Source organism: Nonomuraea sp. NPDC049624 (assembly GCF_040675255.1).
Classification (GTDB): domain Bacteria; phylum Actinomycetota; class Actinomycetes; order Streptosporangiales; family Streptosporangiaceae; genus Nonomuraea.
This window is the reverse complement of sequence record NZ_JBFAOR010000008.1, coordinates 300,357-319,748: the sequence shown is the minus strand read 5'-3', so window position 1 is coordinate 319,748 and position 19,392 is coordinate 300,357. Positions and strand designations below refer to the sequence as shown.

13 protein-coding genes are annotated in these 19,392 nt (G+C 72.9%); 4 read left to right on the top strand and 9 right to left on the bottom strand.

All coding sequences use genetic code 11. The annotated features are described in order from the left end of the window. Positions 1–75 precede the first annotated feature (75 nt). From AB0J76_RS32515 to AB0J76_RS32505, 3 genes are all read right to left on the bottom strand, one after another. Complete coding sequence (locus tag AB0J76_RS32515) at positions 76–2,430, bottom strand: LuxR C-terminal-related transcriptional regulator (protein ID WP_352323962.1); 2,355 nt, start codon at positions 2,428–2,430, stop codon at positions 76–78. A gap of 69 nt (positions 2,431–2,499) precedes the next feature. Then, positions 2,500–3,924 (bottom strand): penicillin-binding transpeptidase domain-containing protein, encoded by a 1,425-nt coding sequence (locus tag AB0J76_RS32510; protein ID WP_352323963.1) that lies wholly within the window; start codon positions 3,922–3,924, stop codon positions 2,500–2,502. A gap of 36 nt (positions 3,925–3,960) precedes the next feature. Next, positions 3,961–4,320, bottom strand: coding sequence for a MerR family transcriptional regulator (locus AB0J76_RS32505; protein WP_352323964.1), 360 nt, complete (start codon positions 4,318–4,320; stop codon positions 3,961–3,963). A gap of 80 nt (positions 4,321–4,400) precedes the next feature. Between AB0J76_RS32505 and AB0J76_RS32500 the strand changes: the two genes are divergently transcribed. Further along, the gene (locus AB0J76_RS32500; RefSeq protein WP_352323965.1) at positions 4,401–5,324 is read left to right on the top strand and encodes an aldo/keto reductase; all 924 of its coding nucleotides are present in this window, start codon (positions 4,401–4,403) and stop codon (positions 5,322–5,324) included. Between the two features lie 5 nt (positions 5,325–5,329). Here AB0J76_RS32500 and AB0J76_RS32495 read toward each other — a convergent pair whose 3' ends face one another. Then, positions 5,330–5,968: a TetR family transcriptional regulator gene (locus tag AB0J76_RS32495; RefSeq protein ID WP_352323966.1), complete on the bottom strand. Its 639-nt coding sequence runs from the start codon at positions 5,966–5,968 to the stop codon at positions 5,330–5,332. An 88-nt stretch (positions 5,969–6,056) separates the two neighbouring features. Here AB0J76_RS32495 and AB0J76_RS32490 point away from each other — a divergent pair, with 88 nt between their 5' ends. Next, positions 6,057–7,370 carry a GH1 family beta-glucosidase gene (locus AB0J76_RS32490; RefSeq protein WP_352323967.1) on the top strand — a complete coding sequence of 438 codons (1,314 nt, stop codon included), beginning with the start codon at positions 6,057–6,059 and terminating at the stop codon, positions 7,368–7,370. On the opposite strand, the gene AB0J76_RS32485 is transcribed toward AB0J76_RS32490, so the two are convergent. Next, positions 7,352–8,248, bottom strand: coding sequence for a hypothetical protein (locus AB0J76_RS32485; protein ID WP_352323968.1), 897 nt, complete (start codon positions 8,246–8,248; stop codon positions 7,352–7,354). The two genes, AB0J76_RS32490 and AB0J76_RS32485, sit on opposite strands and share 19 nt — an antisense overlap. A gap of 203 nt (positions 8,249–8,451) precedes the next feature. On the opposite strand from AB0J76_RS32485, the gene AB0J76_RS32480 reads away from it, so the two are divergent. Both AB0J76_RS32480 and AB0J76_RS32475 read left to right on the top strand, forming a co-directional pair. Beyond that, complete coding sequence (locus AB0J76_RS32480) at positions 8,452–11,475, top strand: M14 family zinc carboxypeptidase (RefSeq protein WP_352323969.1); 3,024 nt, start codon at positions 8,452–8,454, stop codon at positions 11,473–11,475. 127 nt (positions 11,476–11,602) lie between these two features. Beyond that, positions 11,603–13,036, top strand: a complete 1,434-nt coding sequence (locus AB0J76_RS32475) for an aldehyde dehydrogenase (protein ID WP_352323970.1) — start codon at positions 11,603–11,605, stop codon at positions 13,034–13,036. Positions 13,037–13,257: 221 nt separating this feature from the next. Here AB0J76_RS32475 and AB0J76_RS32470 read toward each other — a convergent pair whose 3' ends face one another. Genes AB0J76_RS32470 through AB0J76_RS32455 form a run of 4 tightly spaced genes read right to left on the bottom strand, consistent with a single transcriptional unit; the run spans position 13,258 to position 19,381 of the window. Further along, a complete protein-coding gene (locus tag AB0J76_RS32470) occupies positions 13,258–13,983 on the bottom strand; it encodes an alpha/beta fold hydrolase (RefSeq protein ID WP_352323971.1) in 726 nt (241 codons plus the stop codon). A 37-nt stretch (positions 13,984–14,020) separates the two neighbouring features. Then, the gene (locus AB0J76_RS32465; protein ID WP_352323972.1) at positions 14,021–16,444 is read right to left on the bottom strand and encodes a LuxR C-terminal-related transcriptional regulator; all 2,424 of its coding nucleotides are present in this window, start codon (positions 16,442–16,444) and stop codon (positions 14,021–14,023) included. Positions 16,445–16,481: 37 nt separating this feature from the next. Further along, positions 16,482–16,910: an AMP-binding protein gene (locus tag AB0J76_RS32460; protein ID WP_352323973.1), complete on the bottom strand. Its 429-nt coding sequence runs from the start codon at positions 16,908–16,910 to the stop codon at positions 16,482–16,484. A gap of 56 nt (positions 16,911–16,966) precedes the next feature. Then, positions 16,967–19,381 (bottom strand): LuxR C-terminal-related transcriptional regulator, encoded by a 2,415-nt coding sequence (locus AB0J76_RS32455; protein ID WP_364391541.1) that lies wholly within the window; start codon positions 19,379–19,381, stop codon positions 16,967–16,969. Between the last annotated feature and the right edge of the window lie 11 nt (positions 19,382–19,392).

The window sequence follows — 19,392 nt, the reverse complement described above, 5'->3', positions numbered from 1 at the left end:
GCGGCACATGCGCTGACATGGCCATTCGACGATGTAAGCGCCGGGCGGCGGCGATGTGTAGAGAACCCGCCGGGATCAGCGTCCGCCGATCATCCATGCGGCAATCTGTGTACGTGTGGAGAAGCCCAGCTTGCCGAGGATGTTGGCGACGTGCCGCGCGGCGGTGGCCGGGCTGATCACCAGTTCGTCGGCGATGGCCCGGTTGCTCAGCCCGCGGGCCACCAGCTCGGCGATCTCGCGTTCCCTGGCCGTCAGCCTGCTGTCCTGGGCCGCCGGGGCGACCGGCACGGCCGGCAGGTCGGGCAACGGCCCGCCGAGCGCGCACGAGACCGCCTGGTCGGCCGTCATCGCCAGGCCCTCGGCCCACAGCAGCGCCACCGCGGCCTCGCCGAGCCGTTCGCGGGCGGGCGCCAGCAGCTCCTCGGTGCGGGCGTCGGGGCGGCGCTCGCGCAGCCCCAGGGAGGCGGCCGCCAGCAGGACCGCGCGCCGGTCGTCGCCCTCGGCGGCCACCAGGCGCGCCCAGGCCGCCAGCCGCCGGGCGATGCTGTCGCGCAGGCCCGCGTCGCGGCTGAGCACCAGCGCCTCGGTGAGCCGCGCGCGGGCCTCGGCCAGGTCGCCCTCGTCCAGCGCGACACGGCCGAGCCCGGCCAGGCAGCTCACGATCTGCTGCCGGGCGTCGATGTGCCGCAGCAGGCGCAGGCCGGCCTCGTAGTGCCGCCGGGCGGCCGGCCGGTCGCCGGTGCGCCGGGCGATCTGGGCCAGGCCGATGTGCCCGTAGGACTGGCCGAGGTGGTTGTCCAGCCGTTCGCTCAGCGACAGGACCTCCTCGAACGCGCGCCGCGCCTCGTGCAGGCGGCCGGCCCGCAGGCCGAAGTCGGCCCGGGTGCCCTGGGCGAGCGACTCCAGGATCGGGTCGCCGCGCCGCCGCGCCGCCTCCAGGGCCGGGGTCAGGGACTCCTGGTCGCCGGTCGCCTGGGCCAGCATGATCAGGCCCACGGCCTCGCCGTAGGCGTCCCGGGCGTCGACGCACAGCGCCAGCCCGATCTGTACGCACCGCGCCGCGAGCCCCGTCTCGCCGGCCGCGAGCGCCAGCTCACCGCGCAGGATCATCGCCTGCCCGCGTAAGCCCTCGGGCACGTCGGGGGCGTCGAGCGCGAGCAGCCGGTCGAGCCGGTCGGCGATGTCCAGCCGCCGCCCGCTGGCCATCAGCAGGTAGCGCACGTCGGTGAGCAGTTGCAGGGCGGTCTGCGGCGACCCGCTCGCCACGGCCCAGTCGCAGGCCGCGCCCACCTCGGCCTTGAGCCCGTCGAACAGGTTGACGAAGCGCTCGACCACGGGCCACGACGTGCGCACCCCCGGCGCGAGGACGTCCTTGAACCGCCCGGCCAGGCCGGCGAGCGCGGCCAGGTGCGCGCGGCGCAGCGCCGCCTCCTCGCCGGACTCGGCGAGCCGCTCCAGCGCGTATTCGCGGACGGTCTCCAGCAGCCGGTAGCGCGCCTGGCCGGCGACCTCGCCGTCGAGCACGACCAGCGACTTGTCCACCAGGTTGCACAGGCGCGGCAGCACGTCCTCCTCCGGCAGGCCGGAGCCGGCGCACACCGCTTCGGCCAGGTCGAGCGTCCAGCAGGAGCGGAAGGCCGCCACGCGGCGCAGCAGCAGGCGTTCCTGGGGGCTGAGCAGCCGGTAGCTCCAGTCGACGGCGGCACGCAGCGTACGGTGCCTGGCGTGGGCCGTACGGGCGCCGCCCGCCAGCACCCTGAACCGGTCGTCGAGCCGCTCGACCAGCTGCCTGACCGACAACACCCGCACCATGGCGGCGGCCAGCTCGATCGCCAGCGGCAGCCCGTCGAGCGCCTGGCACAGCTCGATCGCCAGCGGCAGCGTCTCCTCGGTCAGCTCGAAGCCGGGACGCGCGGCGGTGGCCCTGGTCACGAACAGACGCACGGCCTCGCTCTCCTCGCCGACGAGCGAGAGCGGCGGCACCCGCCAGACCGTCTCGCCCGGCACCCGCAGCGGCTCGCGGCTGGTGGCCAGCACGGTGAGCCGGGGACAGGCGCCGAGCAGGTCGCGGCAGAGCTCGGCGCACTCCGCGACCACCGGCTCGCAGTTGTCCAGGACGAGCAGCACGCGGCGGCCGCCGATGGTGTCGGCCAGGTCGTCGGCGATGCCGAGCGCGGCGCGGACCCGCTCCCGCAGCTCGCCCTTCTCGACGTCGGCCAGCTCGACCAGCCACACGCCGTCGGGGTGCTCGGCGGCGACCCGGGCGGCCAGGCGCAGGGCCAGGCGCGTCTTGCCGATGCCCCCCGCGCCGCACAGCGTCACCACCCGCGAGACGCGGCCGAGGTGGGCCAGCTCATCGAGATCGGACTCCCGGCCCACGAACAGGTTGGGCTCGGCGGGCAGGTTGCGGAAATCGGCGGTTCGCAGCATCACTGTGAGTGTGGCATCAACTACCGTTCGCGCCCAGACTCCATCGGTGGCGAACTCGGCGGCCCGCGGTCAGGCCAGGGCGGCCTCCAGCACCGCGCGGGCCACCTGCGCCACCGCGCCGGCCCGGGGGCCGGGGTGCTCCAGCACCACGCCGACGGCCACCTCCGGCGCGGTCGCCGGGGCGAACGCCGTGGCCAGCGCGTGCTCGCCGCCCATCGTGGCGATCTTGGCGGCCACCTCGACGCCGGGGACGGCCACGGCCGCGCCCGGCCCGCCCGGGTGCGTCCCCGCGGTCATCATCGCGGCCAGGTAGCGGGCCTGGACGGTCGTCATGGTGGTGCGGTACGGCTGCGGCCCCGCCTGGCCGAGCAGCGAGCCGTCCGGCAGACTCACCTCCTCCACCAGGTACGGCCGCATCAGCACGCCGTTGTTGGCCACGGCCGCCGACAACATCGCCACCATCAGCGGCGTCGCCCGGTCCTGGTCCCGGCCGACGGCCGACAGGGCGGTCCGCGCCCGGTCCATGCCCTGCGGGTACGTGCTGGCCGCCGGGGCCATCGGCACGCGCAGGTCGCCGTCGCCGAACCCGAACGCCTCGGCCTGGTCGCGGAGGCTGTCCTGGCCGAGCTGCACCCCGATGCCCGCGAACGCGGTGTCGCACGAGGTCTGGAAGGCGCGCAGCAGCGTGGGCCGGGGCCGGCCGCACGAACCGGCGAGCGAGGCGGGCAACCGCGGGCGGACGGCGGCGTCCACGGGGGCCGTGGGCGTGTACTCGCCCGAGGCCAGCGCCGCGGCCGTGGTCACCACCTTGAACGTGGCCCCCGGCGGATAGACCTGGTCCAGCGCCCGGTTCAGCAGGGGCCGGCCGGGGGCGTCGCGCAGCCGGGCGAGGGCGCCGTCGAGCCGGACGGGGTCGAAGGTGGCCAGCGTGTTGGGGTCGTAGGACGGGTAGCTGGCCAGGGCGAGGATCGCGCCGGTGGCCGGGTCGATGGCCACGGCCGCGCCGGGCACGCCGGTGGCCTCCAGGGCGTGGTAGGCGGCCCACTGGGTGCGCTGGCCGATGGTCAGCCGCACGTCGGCGCCGGCCACGTCGCCGTCGCTGACCATCGAGCGCACCTTGACCTTGGCGTCGTCGCCGGACAGGACGCCGTCCTCGGCCTCCTCCACGCCGGTGGAACGGTAGAGGGACAGGTAGCCGGTCACGGGGGCGTAGAGCTCGCCGTCGGTGTAGACCCGCTGGAACCGGTACGGGCCGCCGCCGGGCGTCGGGCGGCTCCTGGCCACGGTCGCGCCGTCGTAGGTCAGGATGTCGCCGCGCGGACGGGCGAACCGGGCGATGAGCGAGCGCTCGTTGCGGCGGTCGGCGTTGAGCCCCCGCGTCCCGAACGCCTGGACGACCGTGAGGTGGGCCAGCAGCACGAACAGCAGGGCCGCGCAGAGCACGGCCATGCGGCCCAGCGGGACGTCGATCCGCTTCGCCCTGGTTCCCGCCATGGTCCTTGGTCTAACAACCGGACCACCAAGGCAGGGCTACAGGACGCTGCGGTAGTAGGAAATCTTGCGGTGGATGTAGTCCTGGCGCTCGGCCAGGTTGGCGATCTGGGCCTGGACCTGCCGGTCGTGCTCCTCCAGGAGCCTGATGCGGTCGGGGATCGTCTCGTCGCCGCCGCGGACGAGCTCGGCGAAGCGCAGCAGCATGGCGATGGGCATGCCGGTGTCGCGCAGGCAGCGGATCATGCCGAGCCAGCCGACGTCCTCCTCGCTGAACCTGCGCTGACCGGCCGCGTTGCGCTCCACGCGCTCCAGCAGGCCGATCTTCTCGTAGTAGCGGAGGGTGTCGATGCTGAAGCCGGTCTCCTCGACGACCTCGGCGGGGGTGTACACGCTCACGCCTCCCAGTCTTTCACCTGGAGCGCACTCCAGGTCAATGGCTTGACATGGAGTGCGCTCCAGGTCCGAGGGTCTGCCCCATGAACATCGCACTCGGCACCATCCCGTTCGGCACCACCGTCGGCCTGCGGGAGACCTTCGCCATCCTCGACCGCTTCCAGGACGCCGGCGGCACCATGCTGGACACCGCCAACAATTACCCCTTCTGGAACGAGGGCCGCACCGGCGACGAGAGCGAGGAGGCCGTCGGCGCCTGGCTGGCCGCGCGCGGCAACCGGGACCGGATCTTCATCGGCACCAAGGGCGGGGCCCGGCCGACCGTGCCCGGCGACCGCACCCTCGACTCGGCCGAGGGCCTGTCGGCGGCGGCCGTGGCGCGGGCCGCCGAGGGCAGCCTGCGCAGGCTGCGGACCGACTACGTCGACCTGTACTGGTCGCACATCGAGGACCGTTCGGTGCCGCTGCACGAGACGCTCGGCGCCCTGAACACGCTGGCCGAGCAGGGCAAGGTCCGCGCGCTGGGGGCCAGCAACATCGCCGCCTGGCGGCTGGAGCGGGCCAGGAACCTGTCGGGCGCGCGTGGCTGGCTGCCGTACGGCCACCTCCAGCTGCGCCACACCTACCTGCGCCCGCGGCCCTTCACCCGGCTCCCGGAGGGCGGCCACACGCTGGCCTCGGACGACGCCCTCGACTACGTCGCCGCCGAGCCGGACGTGACGCTGTGGGCCTACAACACGCTGATGGCGGGGGCCTACACGCGGGCCGACCGGCCGATGCCGGAGGTCTACGACCACCCGGGCACCGCCCGCCGCCTGGCCGCGCTGCGGGAGGTCGCCGGTGAGCTGGGCGCGACGCCCAACCAGGTGGTGCTGGCCTGGCTGATGGCCGACGGTCACGTGCCCGTGGTCGGCGTGTCCACGACGGCCCAGCTCGACGAGGTCGTCGGCGCGGCGGACGTCAAGCTGGACGCCGAGCTGCGCGCCCGCCTGAACGCCGTCGCCTAGGGGGATCAGGGCAGGTGGTCGGCGAGGTAGCGGCGGACGAGCTGCTTGCACTCGGCGATCAGGTCGGGGTCGCCGCCGGGATCGGCCCGGAAGGCGAGCTTGAGCACGGCGTCGGTGGCCTCGACGGCCACCACGAGCGCCCGGTCGAGCCCGGGGCCCGCGGGCGCGTCGAGCAGGGCGAGGGTGAGGGCGCGCAACCGGTCGGCCACGATGACGTTGTTGTCGAGGGCGCTGTCGAGCGTGCGTTTGGTGCCCTCCAGCGGCGGCCCGCCCGGGGTGGGCAGGACCTCGCCGAAGTCGACCACCGCGAACCCGGGGGTGGTGCGCTTCATGTCGACGAACTCGTCGATGGCCAGGTCGACCAGGTCGGTCCAGTGGCCGAGGTCGGCCTCGGCGATGCACTGGGTGACCCGCTGGAGGAACGCCTCCAGGTTGCGCAGCGCGAGGGCGCGCACCAGGCCCTGCTTGTCGTGGAAGAACTGGTAGAAGGTGCCGATGGGGACCTCGGCGCGGCGCGCGACCTCCTTCGTGGTCAACGCCTCGTAGCCCACCTCGTCGAGCAGGAGCGCGCACTCGTCGAGCATCCGCTCCACCCGCTCCACGCTCCGGCGCTGGGCGGGACGGCGGCGCAAGGTACTCGTCATGCTCCCCATCCTGGCTTATTACCAGCAGGTACAGACCGGCCTCTTTGCCGTCCGTTAACATGAGCCATACTCGCATAAAGGAGCCGAGATGTTCTTATGGGGTACGGCGACCGCCGCCTACCAGATCGAGGGCGCGGTGGCCGAGGACGGCCGGGGCGCGTCCATCTGGGACACCTTCGCCCACGAGCCCGGCCGCACCAGGGACGGCCACACCGGCGACGTGGCCTGCGACCACTACCACCGCTGGCGCGAGGACATCGCCCTCATGTCCGGCCTCGGCGTGAACGCCTACCGCTTCTCCATCGCCTGGCCGCGGGTGCAGCCGCTCGGCACGGGCGAGGTCAACCCCGCGGGCCTCGACTTCTACGATCGCCTCACCGACGGCCTGCTGGCGGCCGGCATCCAGCCCGTGCCGACGCTCTTCCACTGGGACCTGCCCCAGGCCCTCCAGGACCGCGGCGGCTGGACGGCCCGCGACACGGCCGGCCGCTTCGCCGACTACGCCGCGATCGTCGCCGAGCGCCTGGCCGACCGCATCCCGCTGTGGATCACCCTGAACGAGCCGTTCGTCCACATGGCCTTCGGCCACGCCATGGGCGTCCACGCCCCCGGCCAGGCCCTGCTGCTCGACGCCCTGCCCGTCGCGCACCACCAGCTCCTCGGCCACGGCCTGGCGGTCGCGGCCCTGCGCGCGGCCGGCGCGGGGCAGGTGGCCATCACCAACAACTGCACGCCGGTCTGGCCCGCCTCGCGGGAGGAGGCGGACGTCAAGGCCGCCGACGCCTACGATGTCCTGCACAACCGGCTGTTCAACGACCCGGTACTGCTCGGGAAGTATCCGGATCTGTCGGCCTACGCCGCCGGCCTCGACTTCGTCCATGACGGCGACCTGGAGACCATCTCCGCCCCCCTGGACGCCCTCGGCATCAACTACTACAACCCCACCCGGATCGCCGCCCCGCCGCCGGGCGAGCTGCTCCCGTTCACCGACACCGGCGTCACCGGGTATCCCACCACCGCGTTCGGCTGGCCGGTCGTCCCCGACGGCCTGCGCGAGCTCCTGACCGGCCTCAAGGCCCGGTACGGCAGCGCGCTCCCGCCGATCCACGTCACCGAGAACGGCTGCTCCCAGCCCGACGAGCTCACCCCGCGGGGCACGGTCGAGGACCAGGCCCGCATCGACTACCTGCGCGGCCACATCGACGCCGTCATGGCCGCGCGGGCCGAGGGCGTGGACGTGCGCGGCTACTTCGTCTGGTCGCTGCTGGACAACTTCGAGTGGGCCGAGGGCTACCACCAGCGCTTCGGCCTGGTGCACGTGGACTTCGCCACGGGCCGCCGCACCCCGAAGGCGTCCTACGCGTGGTACCGGGAGCGCGTCGCTCAGAACACCGAGACGTGAACGTGGTCGTAGTGGTTGGCGGTCACGCCGCCCCGGTCGGACATGGGGTCCCAGCCTCCGCCTGACCGGATGTCGTAGTAGCGCTGCTTCCAGATGATGTACATGACGCCGATCCGCGCGCCGTTCTTGATGAGCCATTCGGCCAGGGCGTCCCCGCGGTCGGCGTCGGCCCCGGAGGCCATGGTGCCGCCGCGGGACATCATGAAGTCGCAGGCCCGGCCCTTGCCGTGCTCGCCGGGGTCGCCGGGGCGCAGGCAGCCCACGCCGTACTTCATCGGGAAGTTCTGCATGATCTCGGCGCGTACCGCGATCATGCGCGGGGTCAGGCCCTCGGCGCCGCCGGGCTGCTGGAAGCCGTACTTGGCGAGCAGGCGCTCGATCTCGCGCCGCTTGCCCTGCAGGGTCCTGATCTCCTTCTTCAGCTTGTTGATCTTGTCGTTGGCGTTGAGCTTGGCCTCTTTGGACTTCGCGATGAGATTCTGGATGCTCCGGACGCGCTCGGTCCGCTCGGCGGCCATGTACGACATGTTCGCGGCCTGCCCGAGCGCGATGGCCGGGTCGACGCTGAGACCGAACAGCTGCATGCCGTCGAGGGGGCCGTTGACGTACGCCTGGCGCGCGATCTCGGCCACGCCGGCCTGGGCCGCGGCCAGGCGGGCCGCCAGGTCGCCGGAGGTGTCGGTGGCGTTCTTGGCCTGGATCCTGATCTCCTCCAGGCTCTGGATCTGGCCGCGGTAGAGGTCGTTGAGCCGGGACGCCTGCCTGGTGAGCCTGCGCAGCTCGTCGATGTTGGGATCGGCCGACGCCGGTTGCGGGGAGGCGAGCCCGAGCAGCCCGGAGAGGACGACGAAGACCGCGGCGAGCCGCCAGATCCTCACACCCGTCCCCTCCTCGCATAGACGGACCGAAACTATAGAAGATGATCTTGATGGCTGTCATCCGAACCAGCCAACTGACGCACCTTTGGCGAGGTACATAGTCCTTTGTCGGAAATAAGGAAGATCTAAAAGATTGGGCCTTGTGGAGGGCTTGATCCCGGTCTGAGATGGCGATCGAACTCGTCTCTGCGAAGGGGCAGATCGTGTCTCGAATCATCACCATCGCCGCGGCCGTGCTCGTCGGCCTGGGCGCCTCCCTCGTCCCCCTCACCGCCGAGGCGTCGGTCGATCCGCTGCCGCCCGGCGACCGCATCGACCTCTACCAGGTGGACGGCAAGCCGGGCACCGCCCAGTTCCTGCGGGAGAAGGGCTTCGACGTCGTCCAGCACGAGAACGGCGGCGACAAGGAGCACGTCGAGCTGACCGCCGCCCAGGCCGACCTGGCCGGGCTGGCCAAGCTGGGCCTGCGGCCCGAGCCCGTGCGCAACCCGCAGGGCCAGAGCAACCTCCAGGCCGCCAGGGCCCAGGCGGCCGGCGGCTACACCGTGTGGCGGTCGTACTCCGAACGCGGCGGCATCGCCGACCAGCTGAGGGCGATCGCGAACGCCAACAGGGACATCGTCAAGCTGCAGTCCATCGGCAGGACGCTCAAGGGCCAGGACATCCTCGCCGTCAAGGTCTCCACCGGAGCCCGGCTGCTGCCCGACGGCCTCAAGCCCGCCACGCTGTACTCGGCCACCCAGCACGCCCGCGAGTGGATCGCCGCCGAGGTGGACCTGCGGCTGCTGAAGTACGTGATCGCCAACAGGTCGGCGCTGCGGGACCTGCTCAACCGGACCGAGCTGTGGTTCGTGCCGGTGGCCAACCCCGACGGCTACGACTTCACCTTCACCGAGGGCAACCGCCTGTGGCGCAAGAACCTGCGCGACAACGACGGCGACGGGAAGATCACCAACGGCGACGGCGTGGACCCGAACCGGAACTTCCCCACGAACTTCCGCTACGACGAGGAGGGCTCGTCGAGCATCCCGAGCAGCGAGACCTACCGCGGCACCGGCCCGGCCAGCGAGCCGGAGACCAGGGCCATGGACGGCCTGCTCAACCGGGTCAGGTTCGAGATGAACCTGAACTACCACTCCTTCGGCCCGCTGCTGCTCTACCCGAGCGGGTTCCAGATCGCCACGAAGACCGCGGACAACCCGATCTACGAGGCCCTGACCGGCGACGACGACGCCCCGGCCGTCCCCGGGTTCGACCCCGACCTCGGCGCGGAGCTCTACACCACGAACGGCGACACCAACGACCACGCCCACGCCAGGTACGGCACCCTGTCCTGGACGCCGGAGCTCGACGAGGGCTGCGACGGCTGCGGGTTCGTCTTCCCCGACGACGAGGCGGCGGTGCAGGCGGAGTTCGAGAAGAACCTGCCGTTCGCGCTCGACGTCGCCAGGTCCGCTGTCGACCCGGCCGAGCCGGTCAGCCACCTGGGCAACAGGACGCCCGACTTCGTGCTCGACCCGTTCGAGTTCAGCTACGGCGCCGAGCAGGCCGTCCAGGTCACCGCCAAGCGGAAGATCGGCCCCGTCCTGCTCAACTACCAGGTCAACGGCGGCCGGACGAGGATCGCGCCGACCGCCGAGTGGAAGGGCGGCGAGCGGTACGGCAAGGGCTACGACCGCTACTACCACCGGCTGCGCGGAAGGATCACCGGCACCCGGCCGGGCGACAAGGTCAAGGTCTGGTTCAGCGCGATCGGCAGGAAGAGCGGCGACTTCACCTACACCGTGCAGGACGACATCGGCGGCAAGGTGCTGGTGCTGGCCACCGAGGACGTCACCGGCCTCAGCCCGGCCCAGGGCGGGACCGAGGCCAAGTACGCCGCCGACTACGTCAAGGCGCTCCAGGACGCCGGCTACACGACCGACGTCTACGACATGGACAAGATGGGCCGCAAGGCCCCGCACCCGCTCGGCGTGCTCAGCCACTACAAGGCGGTGGTCTGGGAGACCGGCGACGACGTCATCCCCCGCTCCCCCGGCCAGGTCGCCGGCACCACGTCGAAGGGCGGCGTGGACACCGAGCTGGCGGTGCGCGACTACCTGAACGAGGGCGGCAAGCTGCTGCACGCCGGCAAGTACCCCTCGTACGCGGCCAACAACAACGGCGCCTACTACTACGAGCCCGACCAGCCCGGCCACCCCGAGTGCACGGTCCCCGACGACCCGCCGTGCATCCAGGTGTTCAACGACTTCCAGCAGTACTGGCTGGGCGCCTACGTCTTCTTCGACGACGGGGGCGCCGACCCGGCGAGCGGGCAGCCGTTCGCGCTGAAGGGCAACGGCGGCACGTTCGAGGGCTTCACCGGCACGCTGCAGCCGAGCCACACCAACTCGTTCGTGGCCACCTCGGCCATCCTGCCCCCGGCGCAGTTCCCGCTGTTCGCGAGCTCGGCCCAGGTCAAGTGGGTACGCCCCGGCGGCCCGTTCGACCCCCACACCGGCTCCTGGGACGTCTACAGCGGCATCGCCGACGTCTCCTGGAAACGGCTGACCACGACCGTGGACCTGACCGGCAGGAGCTCAGGCGACCTGTCGTTCTGGACCTCCTACGACACCGAGGCCGACTGGGACTTCCTGACGGTCGAGGCGCACACCGCGGGCGCCGACGACTGGACCACCCTCCCCGACGTCAACGGCCACACCTCGCAGAGCACCGGCGAGAGCTGCAAGGCCGCCAACAGCGGCGGCTGGCGGGTGATCCACCCGTTCACCCGGCACTACCAGGGCGCGGCCTGCGAGCCGGCCGGGTCCACCGGCGCGTGGCACGCGGCCTCGGGCAACTCCGGCGGCTGGCAGCAGTGGAAGGTGGACCTGACCCCGTACGCGGGCAAGCGGGTCGAGCTGTCGATCTCCTACGTCAGCGACTGGTCCACCCAGGGCGCGGGTGTCTTCCTCGACGACGCCAAGGTCACCCTGGACGGCGCGGCGGCCGGTGACACCTCCTTCGAGTCCGACCTCGGCGGCTGGGCCGTCGCCGCGCCGCCGGCCGGCTCGGCCCCCTCGATCAACAACTGGTTCCGCACCGACCAGGTCTTCGAGGAGGGCGGCGGCATCGTCACCGCGGACACCGTCTATCTGGGCTTCGGCGTGGAGAGCCTGACCGGCCAGGCCACGCGTACGGACCTGGTCAAGCGGTCGATGCGGCACCTGCTGGGCGACCCCCGCTAGCGACGCCCCGAGGGGCGCGGCACGCCGCTGCCGCGCCCCTCTTGCGCGCCCGGACAGAACATGGTTCGGTCGCCTTGAGGCGTACGCCTAGCAAGCAAGCATTCGGTCAAGCAGGAGGGCTCACGACATGCGCCAGCACGACAAGCTGTTCATCGGGGGCGAATGGGTGACCCCCGCGGGCACCGGGACGATCGACGTCATCTCCCCCCACACCGAGGAGGTCGTGGGCCGCGTCCCCGACGGCGCCGCCGAGGACGTGGAACGCGCGGTGGCCGCCGCCCGCCAGGCGTTCGACCACGGGCCGTGGCCGCGCATGACGTTCGCCGAGCGGGCCGCCGTGATCGAGCGGCTGGCCGCGATCTACAACGAGCGGCAGGGCGAGATGGCCGCCCTGATCACCGAGGAGATGGGCTCGCCGATCACCTTCTCCAACCTCGCGCAGGCGCCGCAGCCGCTCGGCATGCTGCAGTTCTACGCCGGGCTGGGCAAGGAGTTCGCCCAGGAGGAGGAGCGTCCCGGGCTGTTCGGGCCGATCACCGTGCGGCGCGAGCCGGTCGGCGTCGTGGCGGCCGTCGTCCCGTGGAACGTGCCCCAGTTCGTGACCATGACCAAGGTCGCGCCCGCGCTGCTGGCCGGGTGCACGATCGTGCTCAAGCCCGCGCCCGAGACGCCGCTGGACGCCTACCTGCTGGCCGAGTGGGCCGCCGAGGCCGGGATCCCGGCGGGCGTGCTCAACGTCGTGCCCGCCGGGCGCGAGGTGAGCGAGCACCTGATCTCCCACCCCGGCGTCGACAAGGTGGCCTTCACCGGCTCCACCGCCGCCGGCCGCCGCATCGCCTCCATCTGCGGCGAGCAGCTCAAGCGGGTCAGCCTGGAGCTCGGCGGCAAGTCCGCCGCGATCATCCTGGACGACGCCGACCTGCAGGCCGGCATGGGCTTCCTGGCCATGGCCACGCTGATGAACAACGGCCAGGCGTGCGTCGCCCAGACCCGCATCCTGGCCTCCCGCAGCCGGTACGACGAGGTCGTGGACGCCGTGGCGAACATGGTCAACTCCCAGCCCGTCGGCGACCCGGCCGACCCGGCGACCGGCATCGGCCCGCTGGTGGCCAAGCGCCAGCAGGAGCGCGTCGAGGGCTACATCAAGATCGGCATGGACGAGGGCGCCAAGGTCGTCGTCGGCGGCCTCGACCGTCCCCGTGACCGCGGCTGGTACGTCGCCCCCACGGTCTTCGCCAACGTCAGCAACGACATGCGCATCGCCCGCGAGGAGATCTTCGGCCCGGTCCTGGCGGTGATCCCGTACGAGGACGAGGCCGACGCCCTGCGCATCGCCAACGACAGCGACTACGGCCTGGCCGGCACGGTCTGGACGGCCGACCCCGAGCGCGGCATGAACGTCGCCCGCCAGGTGCGCACCGGGACCTACGGCGTCAACTGCTTCATGCTGGAGTCGAACGCGCCCTTCGGCGGCTTCAAGGCCAGCGGCATCGGCCGCGAGCTCGGCCCCGAGGGCCTGAACGGCTACCTGGAGTACAAGACGATCGCCCGGCTGGGCTAGCGGCGGCGAAGAGGGGCCCCGCGCGCCGCGGGGCCCCTCTCGCGGGCCGGGGAAAGGCACCCAGCGTGCCCCCGCGACGCTAGGTGCCGGATCCGCCGCCTACAGTCGGCGACTGCCCGGCTACTGAAGTATGTCCCAGGTCACCGCGAAGGCGGTTTCCTTCCCCGAGGACTTTTCTCCCGGCGGATCCTTTCCATCCGTCTTAGATAGACGGGTATTACTCACGAAAGGTTCGAGGTGATCCATTTACCGATACGCCGGATGAGTTCGGGGCTGGCGGCCGACTCCGCGTGCCCGTAGCCCGGCTCGATCCACAGCTCCTTGGGCTCGCGGGCGCCGTCGTAGAGCTGGTGGGCGTGGTCCAGCGGGAAGAAGGCGTCGGCGTCGCCGTGCACGACCAGCAGCGGGGCGGGCGAGACCAGGGCGGCGGCCTCGTGCGGCGGCATCGGGATCGGGTCCCACTGGCCGCTCGCGATCCTGGTGCGCTTGGCCAGCCGGGCGGCGAACCTGCCGAACGGCTGCTCGATGGCCCAGTGGACCTGGCGCATGGGCTTGGTGCCCCGGTAGTACCAGCGCGCCGGGCCGCTGACCGCCGCCACCGCGTCCACGCCCCGGCGCAGCGCCGCGTGCCGGACGGCCACCGCCGCCCCCATGGAGAAGCCCACGACCGCGATCCGCCGGTAGCCGACCACGCGGGCATGCCGTACGGCGGCCTCCACGTCGAGGATCTCCAGGTCGCCGACCGTCGTCTCGCCGCCCGAGCGCCCGTGGCCGCGGAAGTCGAACGCGAGCACGCCGCCGTAGCCGCTGAGCACGTGCGCGATGCGGCGGGCGGTGCGCTCGCGCCAGGATCCGGTGAAGCCGTGCGCCATGACGATCCCGACGTCCCCGGCCGCCGAGGGGGTGTGGGCGGCGTCGATGCGGACACCGTCCTCGGTTCTGAGCATCACCGGGAAATGTGGCGCGAAAGGCATGAATACCAGCTTATTCGTGGTCCGTTTCCAGGCCGTGCCCGGTGGCCCACACCGCGATCTGGGCCCGGGAGGCGAAGCCCAGCTTCTCCATGATGTTGGCGACGTGCCGGGCCACCGTGGCCGGGCTGATCACCAGCTTCAGCGCGATGGCCCGGTTGCTCAGCCCGCCCGTGAGCAGCGCGGCGATCTCCAGCTCCCGGCCGGTCAGCCCGCCCTGCCAGGCCCCCGGCGGCGGCCCGGACGGCCCCGCGGGAACGGCCTGGCCGGCGTCGAGCACGCGCGCGGCGACCTCGTCGGGCGACTGCCGGGCCCCCTTGGCCCACAGCAGCGACACCCGGCCCTCGCCGAGCCCGGCCCTGGCCCGCGTGAGCAACTCCTGCACCGGGCCGGGGACGCCGTACTGGCCGATGGCCTCGCGCAGCGCGGTCGCGGCGGCGGCGGCCAGCACCGCGCCCTCCAGGTCGCCCTGCTCGGCCGCCAGCGCCGACATGGCCGTCAGCGCCCGCACCACGCCCCTGCGCTGGCCGGTGCGGGTGCTCAGCGCCAGGCTGGCGGCCAGGTGCAGCCGGGCCGCCGGATAGTCGTGCATCCGGGCCGCCACCCGGCCCAGCTTGGCCTGGCAGCGGGCCAGCTCCACCCGGTTGCCCATGTCCTCCAGCAGCGGCAGGGCCGAGGTGTGGCAGGTCATGGCAGCCTCCAGGTCGCCCGCCGCCTCGGCCACCGCGCCCAGGTGGGTCAGCGCCCTGGCCAGCGTCCAGTGGTGGCCGGCCTCCCTGGCCAGGGCCAGCGCCTGCTCGCCGCGCCGGCGGGCCTGGCGGAGCTGGCCGCGGAACAACGCCAGGTTGAGCTGGGCGATGCGGACCGTGGCCAGGTTGAACAGGTCGTCGTGGGCGGTGGCCGCCGCCTCCAGCTCCTCCAGGTAACGCAGCGCCTTCTCGCTCTGGCCGGTGCGGAAGAACACGGCCAGCGCCACGCTGTAGGTGACGCCCAGCCAGTGGGTGTACGGATGCCTCTTCTGCTCCTCCACCCCCTGCACGACCAGCTCCTCGGCGCGGGCCAGCTCGTCGCAGATCTCCAGCCCGTACGCCAGGCCGCCCTTGGCCACCGCGACCACGTCGGAGGGCACCCGGGACAGGTCGAGGGCGAGCAGCCGCTGGTGCCAGCCGACGGTCTCGCCCAGCTCGCCGCGTACGGCCAGGATCGCCAGGGCGGCGCGGGCCAGGCGCAGCCCGAGCACCGGGTCGGGCGACTCCACCGCCCGCTCCACCGCGGCCCGGCAGTCGTCCATCAGCGCGCGGCCCCTGACGAAGTGCGGGACGCGGGCGGACCAGGGCATGCGCGGGTCGAGCGTGCCGGCCTGGTAGCAGTGTTCCATCTCCTCGCAGATCACCCGCAGGTGCCGGTCGCGCAGCAGGGTCAGCTCGCCGGCCTCGGCCAGCCGCTCGGCGGCGTACTGTCTGATGGTCTCCAGCAGGCGGTAACGCCCGTCGTGGTGGAGCACCAGCGACTTGTTCACCAGGCCGTTGAGCAGGTCGAGCAGCTCGGCCCTGGGCACGATGCCGCCGTCGGCGCACACCCGTTCGGCCACGGCCAGGTCGAACAGCCCGGCGAACACCGACAACCGGCGCAGCAGCACGCGCTCCTTGGGCCGCAGCAGGTCGTGGCTCCACTCGACGGTGGCCAGCAGGGTGCGCTGCCGGGCGGGCGCGGTGCGGTCGCCCCTGGTCAGCAGGGTGAACCGGTCGCCGATGCGGTCGGCGATGCGGCCGGGGCTCATCAGGCTCGTACGGGCCGCGGCCAGCTCCAGCGCCAGCGGCAGGCCGTCGAGCGCCCGGCACAGGCGCACGACGTCGTCCATGCTGCCGGTCACGGACCGGGCGCCCGCCGCCAGCGCCCGCTCGACGAACAACAGCACGGACTCGGCGTCGGGATGGTGGTCGTCGGGCAGCTCCAGCGGCGGCACCCGCCAGACCAGCTCGCCGGGGATGCGCAGCGGCTCCCTGCTGGTCAGCAGGAAACGCAGCTGGGGGCAGTCGGCGATCAGGCCGGCGACCAGCTCGGCGCAGCGGTCGACCAGATGCTCGCAGTTGTCGAGCACGATCAGCGCCCTGGCCTCGCGCAGCCGTACGCGCAGGCCGTCGAGCAGCCGCCCCGGGGCCTCGTCGCGGACGCCGAGCACCCCGGCCATCTCGTTGACGATCAGCGCGGGGTCGGCGAGGCGGGCCAGCTCGACCAGCCAGACGCCGTCGGCGAAGCCCGGCGCGGCCCTGGCCGCCACCCGCAGCGACAGGCGGGTCTTGCCGATGCCGCCGACGCCGCTCAGCGTGACCACGCGTTCGTCGTGGACCAGCGTGCTCAGCTCGGTCAGGTCGCGCCCGCGGCCGACGAAACGGTTGGGCTCTGCGGGCAGGTTGTGCGGAACTGGCGAGGTCATGTCGGCGCCCAGGGTCAGCGGAGGATCACAGGTGCGCTCAGTCTCCCCCTCCGGCCGACCTCGTGCGATCACTTTCCGTGGACTGTCCGCGACTGCGCGGATACGGATGCCGCCCGCCCAGCTCGGCCACGCTCATCACGATCCGCACCCGCGACTCCTCGGCCGCCTCCAGCGCCTCCGGCACGTCGGAGATCATCACCCGCGCGCCGCTGGCCCGGATGCGCTCCCCCAGCCCGGCCCGGTCCAGATCGGCGGGCACCGGCCAGACGACGCCGCCCGCCGCCATCACCGCGTCCGCCGCCACCAGCAGGTCGGGCCCCACGGGCAGGCAGACGAGCACCGTGTCGCCCGCGCGCACCCCTCTGCGCCGCAACTGGGCGGTCGCGATCGACGACCGCTCGTCCAGCTGCTTCTCGGTGAGCTCCACGCCCGTGCCGGAGTCCACCATGACGATGTGCTCATCCATGGCGTCCACGGTAGGGAGGGGGTCACGTGCCTACATGGGGCGGAATATGCAGATCCCTATGCAGAAGCGCTGGGGTGCTCGGCGGCCCACACCGCGATCTGCGCGCGCGAGGTGTACCCCAGCTTCTCCATGATGTTGGCGATGTGCCGGGCGACCGTCGCCGGGCTGATCACCAGCTCCTCGGCGATGGCCCGGTTGGACAGGCCGCGGGTGAGCAGGCCGGCGATCTCCAGCTCGCGCACGGTCAGCAGCGAGTGCCTGACCGGCTCGGCCGGCGCGGGCGGCGGCGCCGCCGGCCGCTCCCCCGCCAGCACCTGGCGGGCGGCGGCGTCGGGGCTCATCGCCCGGCCGCGTGACCACAGGGAGGCCGTACGGCCCTCGCCGAGCTTGGCGCGGGCGCGCGAGAGCAGCTCCTCGATCCGGATCGTGGCCGAGTGCTGGCCGATCGACTCGCGCAGCGTGGCCGCGGCGGCGGCGGCCAGCACCGCGCCGTCGAGGTCGCCCTCGTGCTCGGCCAGCACCGACAGGCCGGCCAGGCACCGGGCCACCCCCTGCCGCTGGCCGGTCTGCCGGCTCAGCGCGAGGCTGTCGGCCAGCCGCTCCCTGGCCGGGGCGAACTCCCCCAGCATGGCCGCGACCCGGCCCACCCTGGCCAGGCAGCGCGCCAGATCGGAGTCGCTGCCCAGCTCGCACAACCACGGGACGGCCAGCTCGTAACGGGACTTGGCGGTCTCCAGGTCGCCGCGGGCCTCGGCCACGGCGCCGAGCTGGGCGGCCATCCTGGCCATGAGCCAGCGGTGGCCGTGCTCGCGCGCCCGCGCCAGGGCCTCGTCGCCCAGCCGCTGGGCCTCGCGCAGCCGGCCCCTGGTCAGCGCCACCGCCGACAGCCCGGCCAGCCCCGCCGCCTGGTTCCAGGCGTCGCCCGACGCGGTGGCCTCGGCCAGCCCCCGCTCGGCGTGGTGCAGCGCCTCGTCGATGCGGCCCATGCGGAGCAGGACCACCACCACGAGGCTGTGCATGACGCAGCGGGTGAACACGTTCTCCTCGCCCAGGCCGGCCAGGCTCTCCGTGGCCACCTCCAGCGACCGGCTGAGCTCGTCGCGGGCCTCCAGCCCGTAGGCGAGGTACGCCTTGCCCTGCGCGACCTGCGCGTCGGGCACGGGTTCGAGGTCGAGCGAGAGCAGCCGCTCGATCCAGCCGACGATCTCGGTCAGGTTGCCGGAGATGGGCAGCAGGGCGGTGCTGGCGGCGCACAGGCGCAGGCCCAGCCGCGCGTTGCCGGACTCGGCGGCCCAGTCGAGGGCGGCCCGCTGGTCGTCGAGGAGCTGTTTGCTGGCCGTCAGGCACTCCAGCCGCTCCGGCCAGGGCACGCCGGGCCGGACCATCTCGGTCGTGAAGTGGCGTTCCTGCAGGTCGCACAGGACGGTGAGGTGCCGCTCGCGGACGTCCTCGCGCTCGCCGGCCCGCTCCAGCCGCTTCATCGCGTACCGCTTGATCGTCTCCAGCATGCGGTAGCGCCTGCGTTCCTCGTCGCACAGCACGAGGGACTTGTCGACCAGGCCGCCGAGGAGGTCGACGATCTCGTCCCGGGCGATGGGCCGCTCGGCGCAGACCTGCTCGGCCAGGTCGAGGTCGAAGTCACGGGCGAAGACCGACAGCCGGCGCAGCAGCACCTGCTCCTTGGCCGACAGCAGGTCGTAGCTCCAGTCGACGGTGGCCAGCAGCGTGCGCTGCCGCGCCGGGGCCGTACGGCCGCCCGTGGTCAGCAGCGAGAAACGGTCGTCGAGCCGGTCGGCGATCTGCCCGGGGCTGAGCAGGCTCGTACGGGCCGCCGCCAGCTCCAGGGCCAGCGGCAGCCCGTCGAGCGCCTGGCACAGGCGGACCACGTCGGGCAGGCTGTCGGGGCCGAGCCGGGTCCCGGCGGCGGCGGCCCGGTCCATGAACAGCTGCACCGACTCGGCGTCGGCGTATCCCATCTCGGGCAGGTCGAGCGGCGGCACCCGCCAGATCAGCTCGCTGGCGATGCGCAGCGGCTCCCGGCTGGTGGCCAGGATGCTCAGCCGGGGGCAGCAGGCGACCAGCTCGGCGGCCAGCTCGGCGCACCCGTCGACCAGGTGCTCGCAGTTGTCGAGCAGCAGCAGGCAGCGCAGCTCGCGCAGCCGGGCGGTGACGGTGTCGAGCAGCGGCCGCCCGCTCTCCTCGCGCACCCGCAGCACCCGGGCGATCTCCTGGACGATCTGCTCAGGACGGCTGACCCGGGCCAGCTCGACCAGCCACACCCCGCCCGGATAGCCGTCCACCAGCCCGGCGGCCACCCGCAGGGCCAGCCGGGTCTTGCCGATGCCGCCGACGCCGCACAACGTGACCACGCGCGTCTCGCCGAACAGCCCGCGCAGGTCGTCGAGGTCGCGTTCGCGGCCCACGAACCTGTTGGGCTCTGCTGGAAGATTGTGCCGGGGGGCCTCTGGCATGTGTTCACCCT

Coding starts and splice junctions, on each gene's coding strand:
- AB0J76_RS32515 (WP_352323962.1), bottom strand. CDS start 2,430: ATGCTGCGAACCGCCGATTTCCGCAACCTGCCCGCCGAGCCCAACCTG.
- AB0J76_RS32510 (WP_352323963.1), bottom strand. CDS start 3,924: ATGGCGGGAACCAGGGCGAAGCGGATCGACGTCCCGCTGGGCCGCATG.
- AB0J76_RS32500 (WP_352323965.1), top strand. CDS start 4,401: ATGAACATCGCACTCGGCACCATCCCGTTCGGCACCACCGTCGGCCTG.
- AB0J76_RS32495 (WP_352323966.1), bottom strand. CDS start 5,968: ATGACGAGTACCTTGCGCCGCCGTCCCGCCCAGCGCCGGAGCGTGGAG.
- AB0J76_RS32490 (WP_352323967.1), top strand. CDS start 6,057: ATGTTCTTATGGGGTACGGCGACCGCCGCCTACCAGATCGAGGGCGCG.
- AB0J76_RS32475 (WP_352323970.1), top strand. CDS start 11,603: ATGCGCCAGCACGACAAGCTGTTCATCGGGGGCGAATGGGTGACCCCC.
- AB0J76_RS32470 (WP_352323971.1), bottom strand. CDS start 13,983: ATGCTCAGAACCGAGGACGGTGTCCGCATCGACGCCGCCCACACCCCC.
- AB0J76_RS32465 (WP_352323972.1), bottom strand. CDS start 16,444: ATGACCTCGCCAGTTCCGCACAACCTGCCCGCAGAGCCCAACCGTTTC.
- AB0J76_RS32460 (WP_352323973.1), bottom strand. CDS start 16,910: ATGGATGAGCACATCGTCATGGTGGACTCCGGCACGGGCGTGGAGCTC.
- AB0J76_RS32455 (WP_364391541.1), bottom strand. CDS start 19,381: ATGCCAGAGGCCCCCCGGCACAATCTTCCAGCAGAGCCCAACAGGTTC.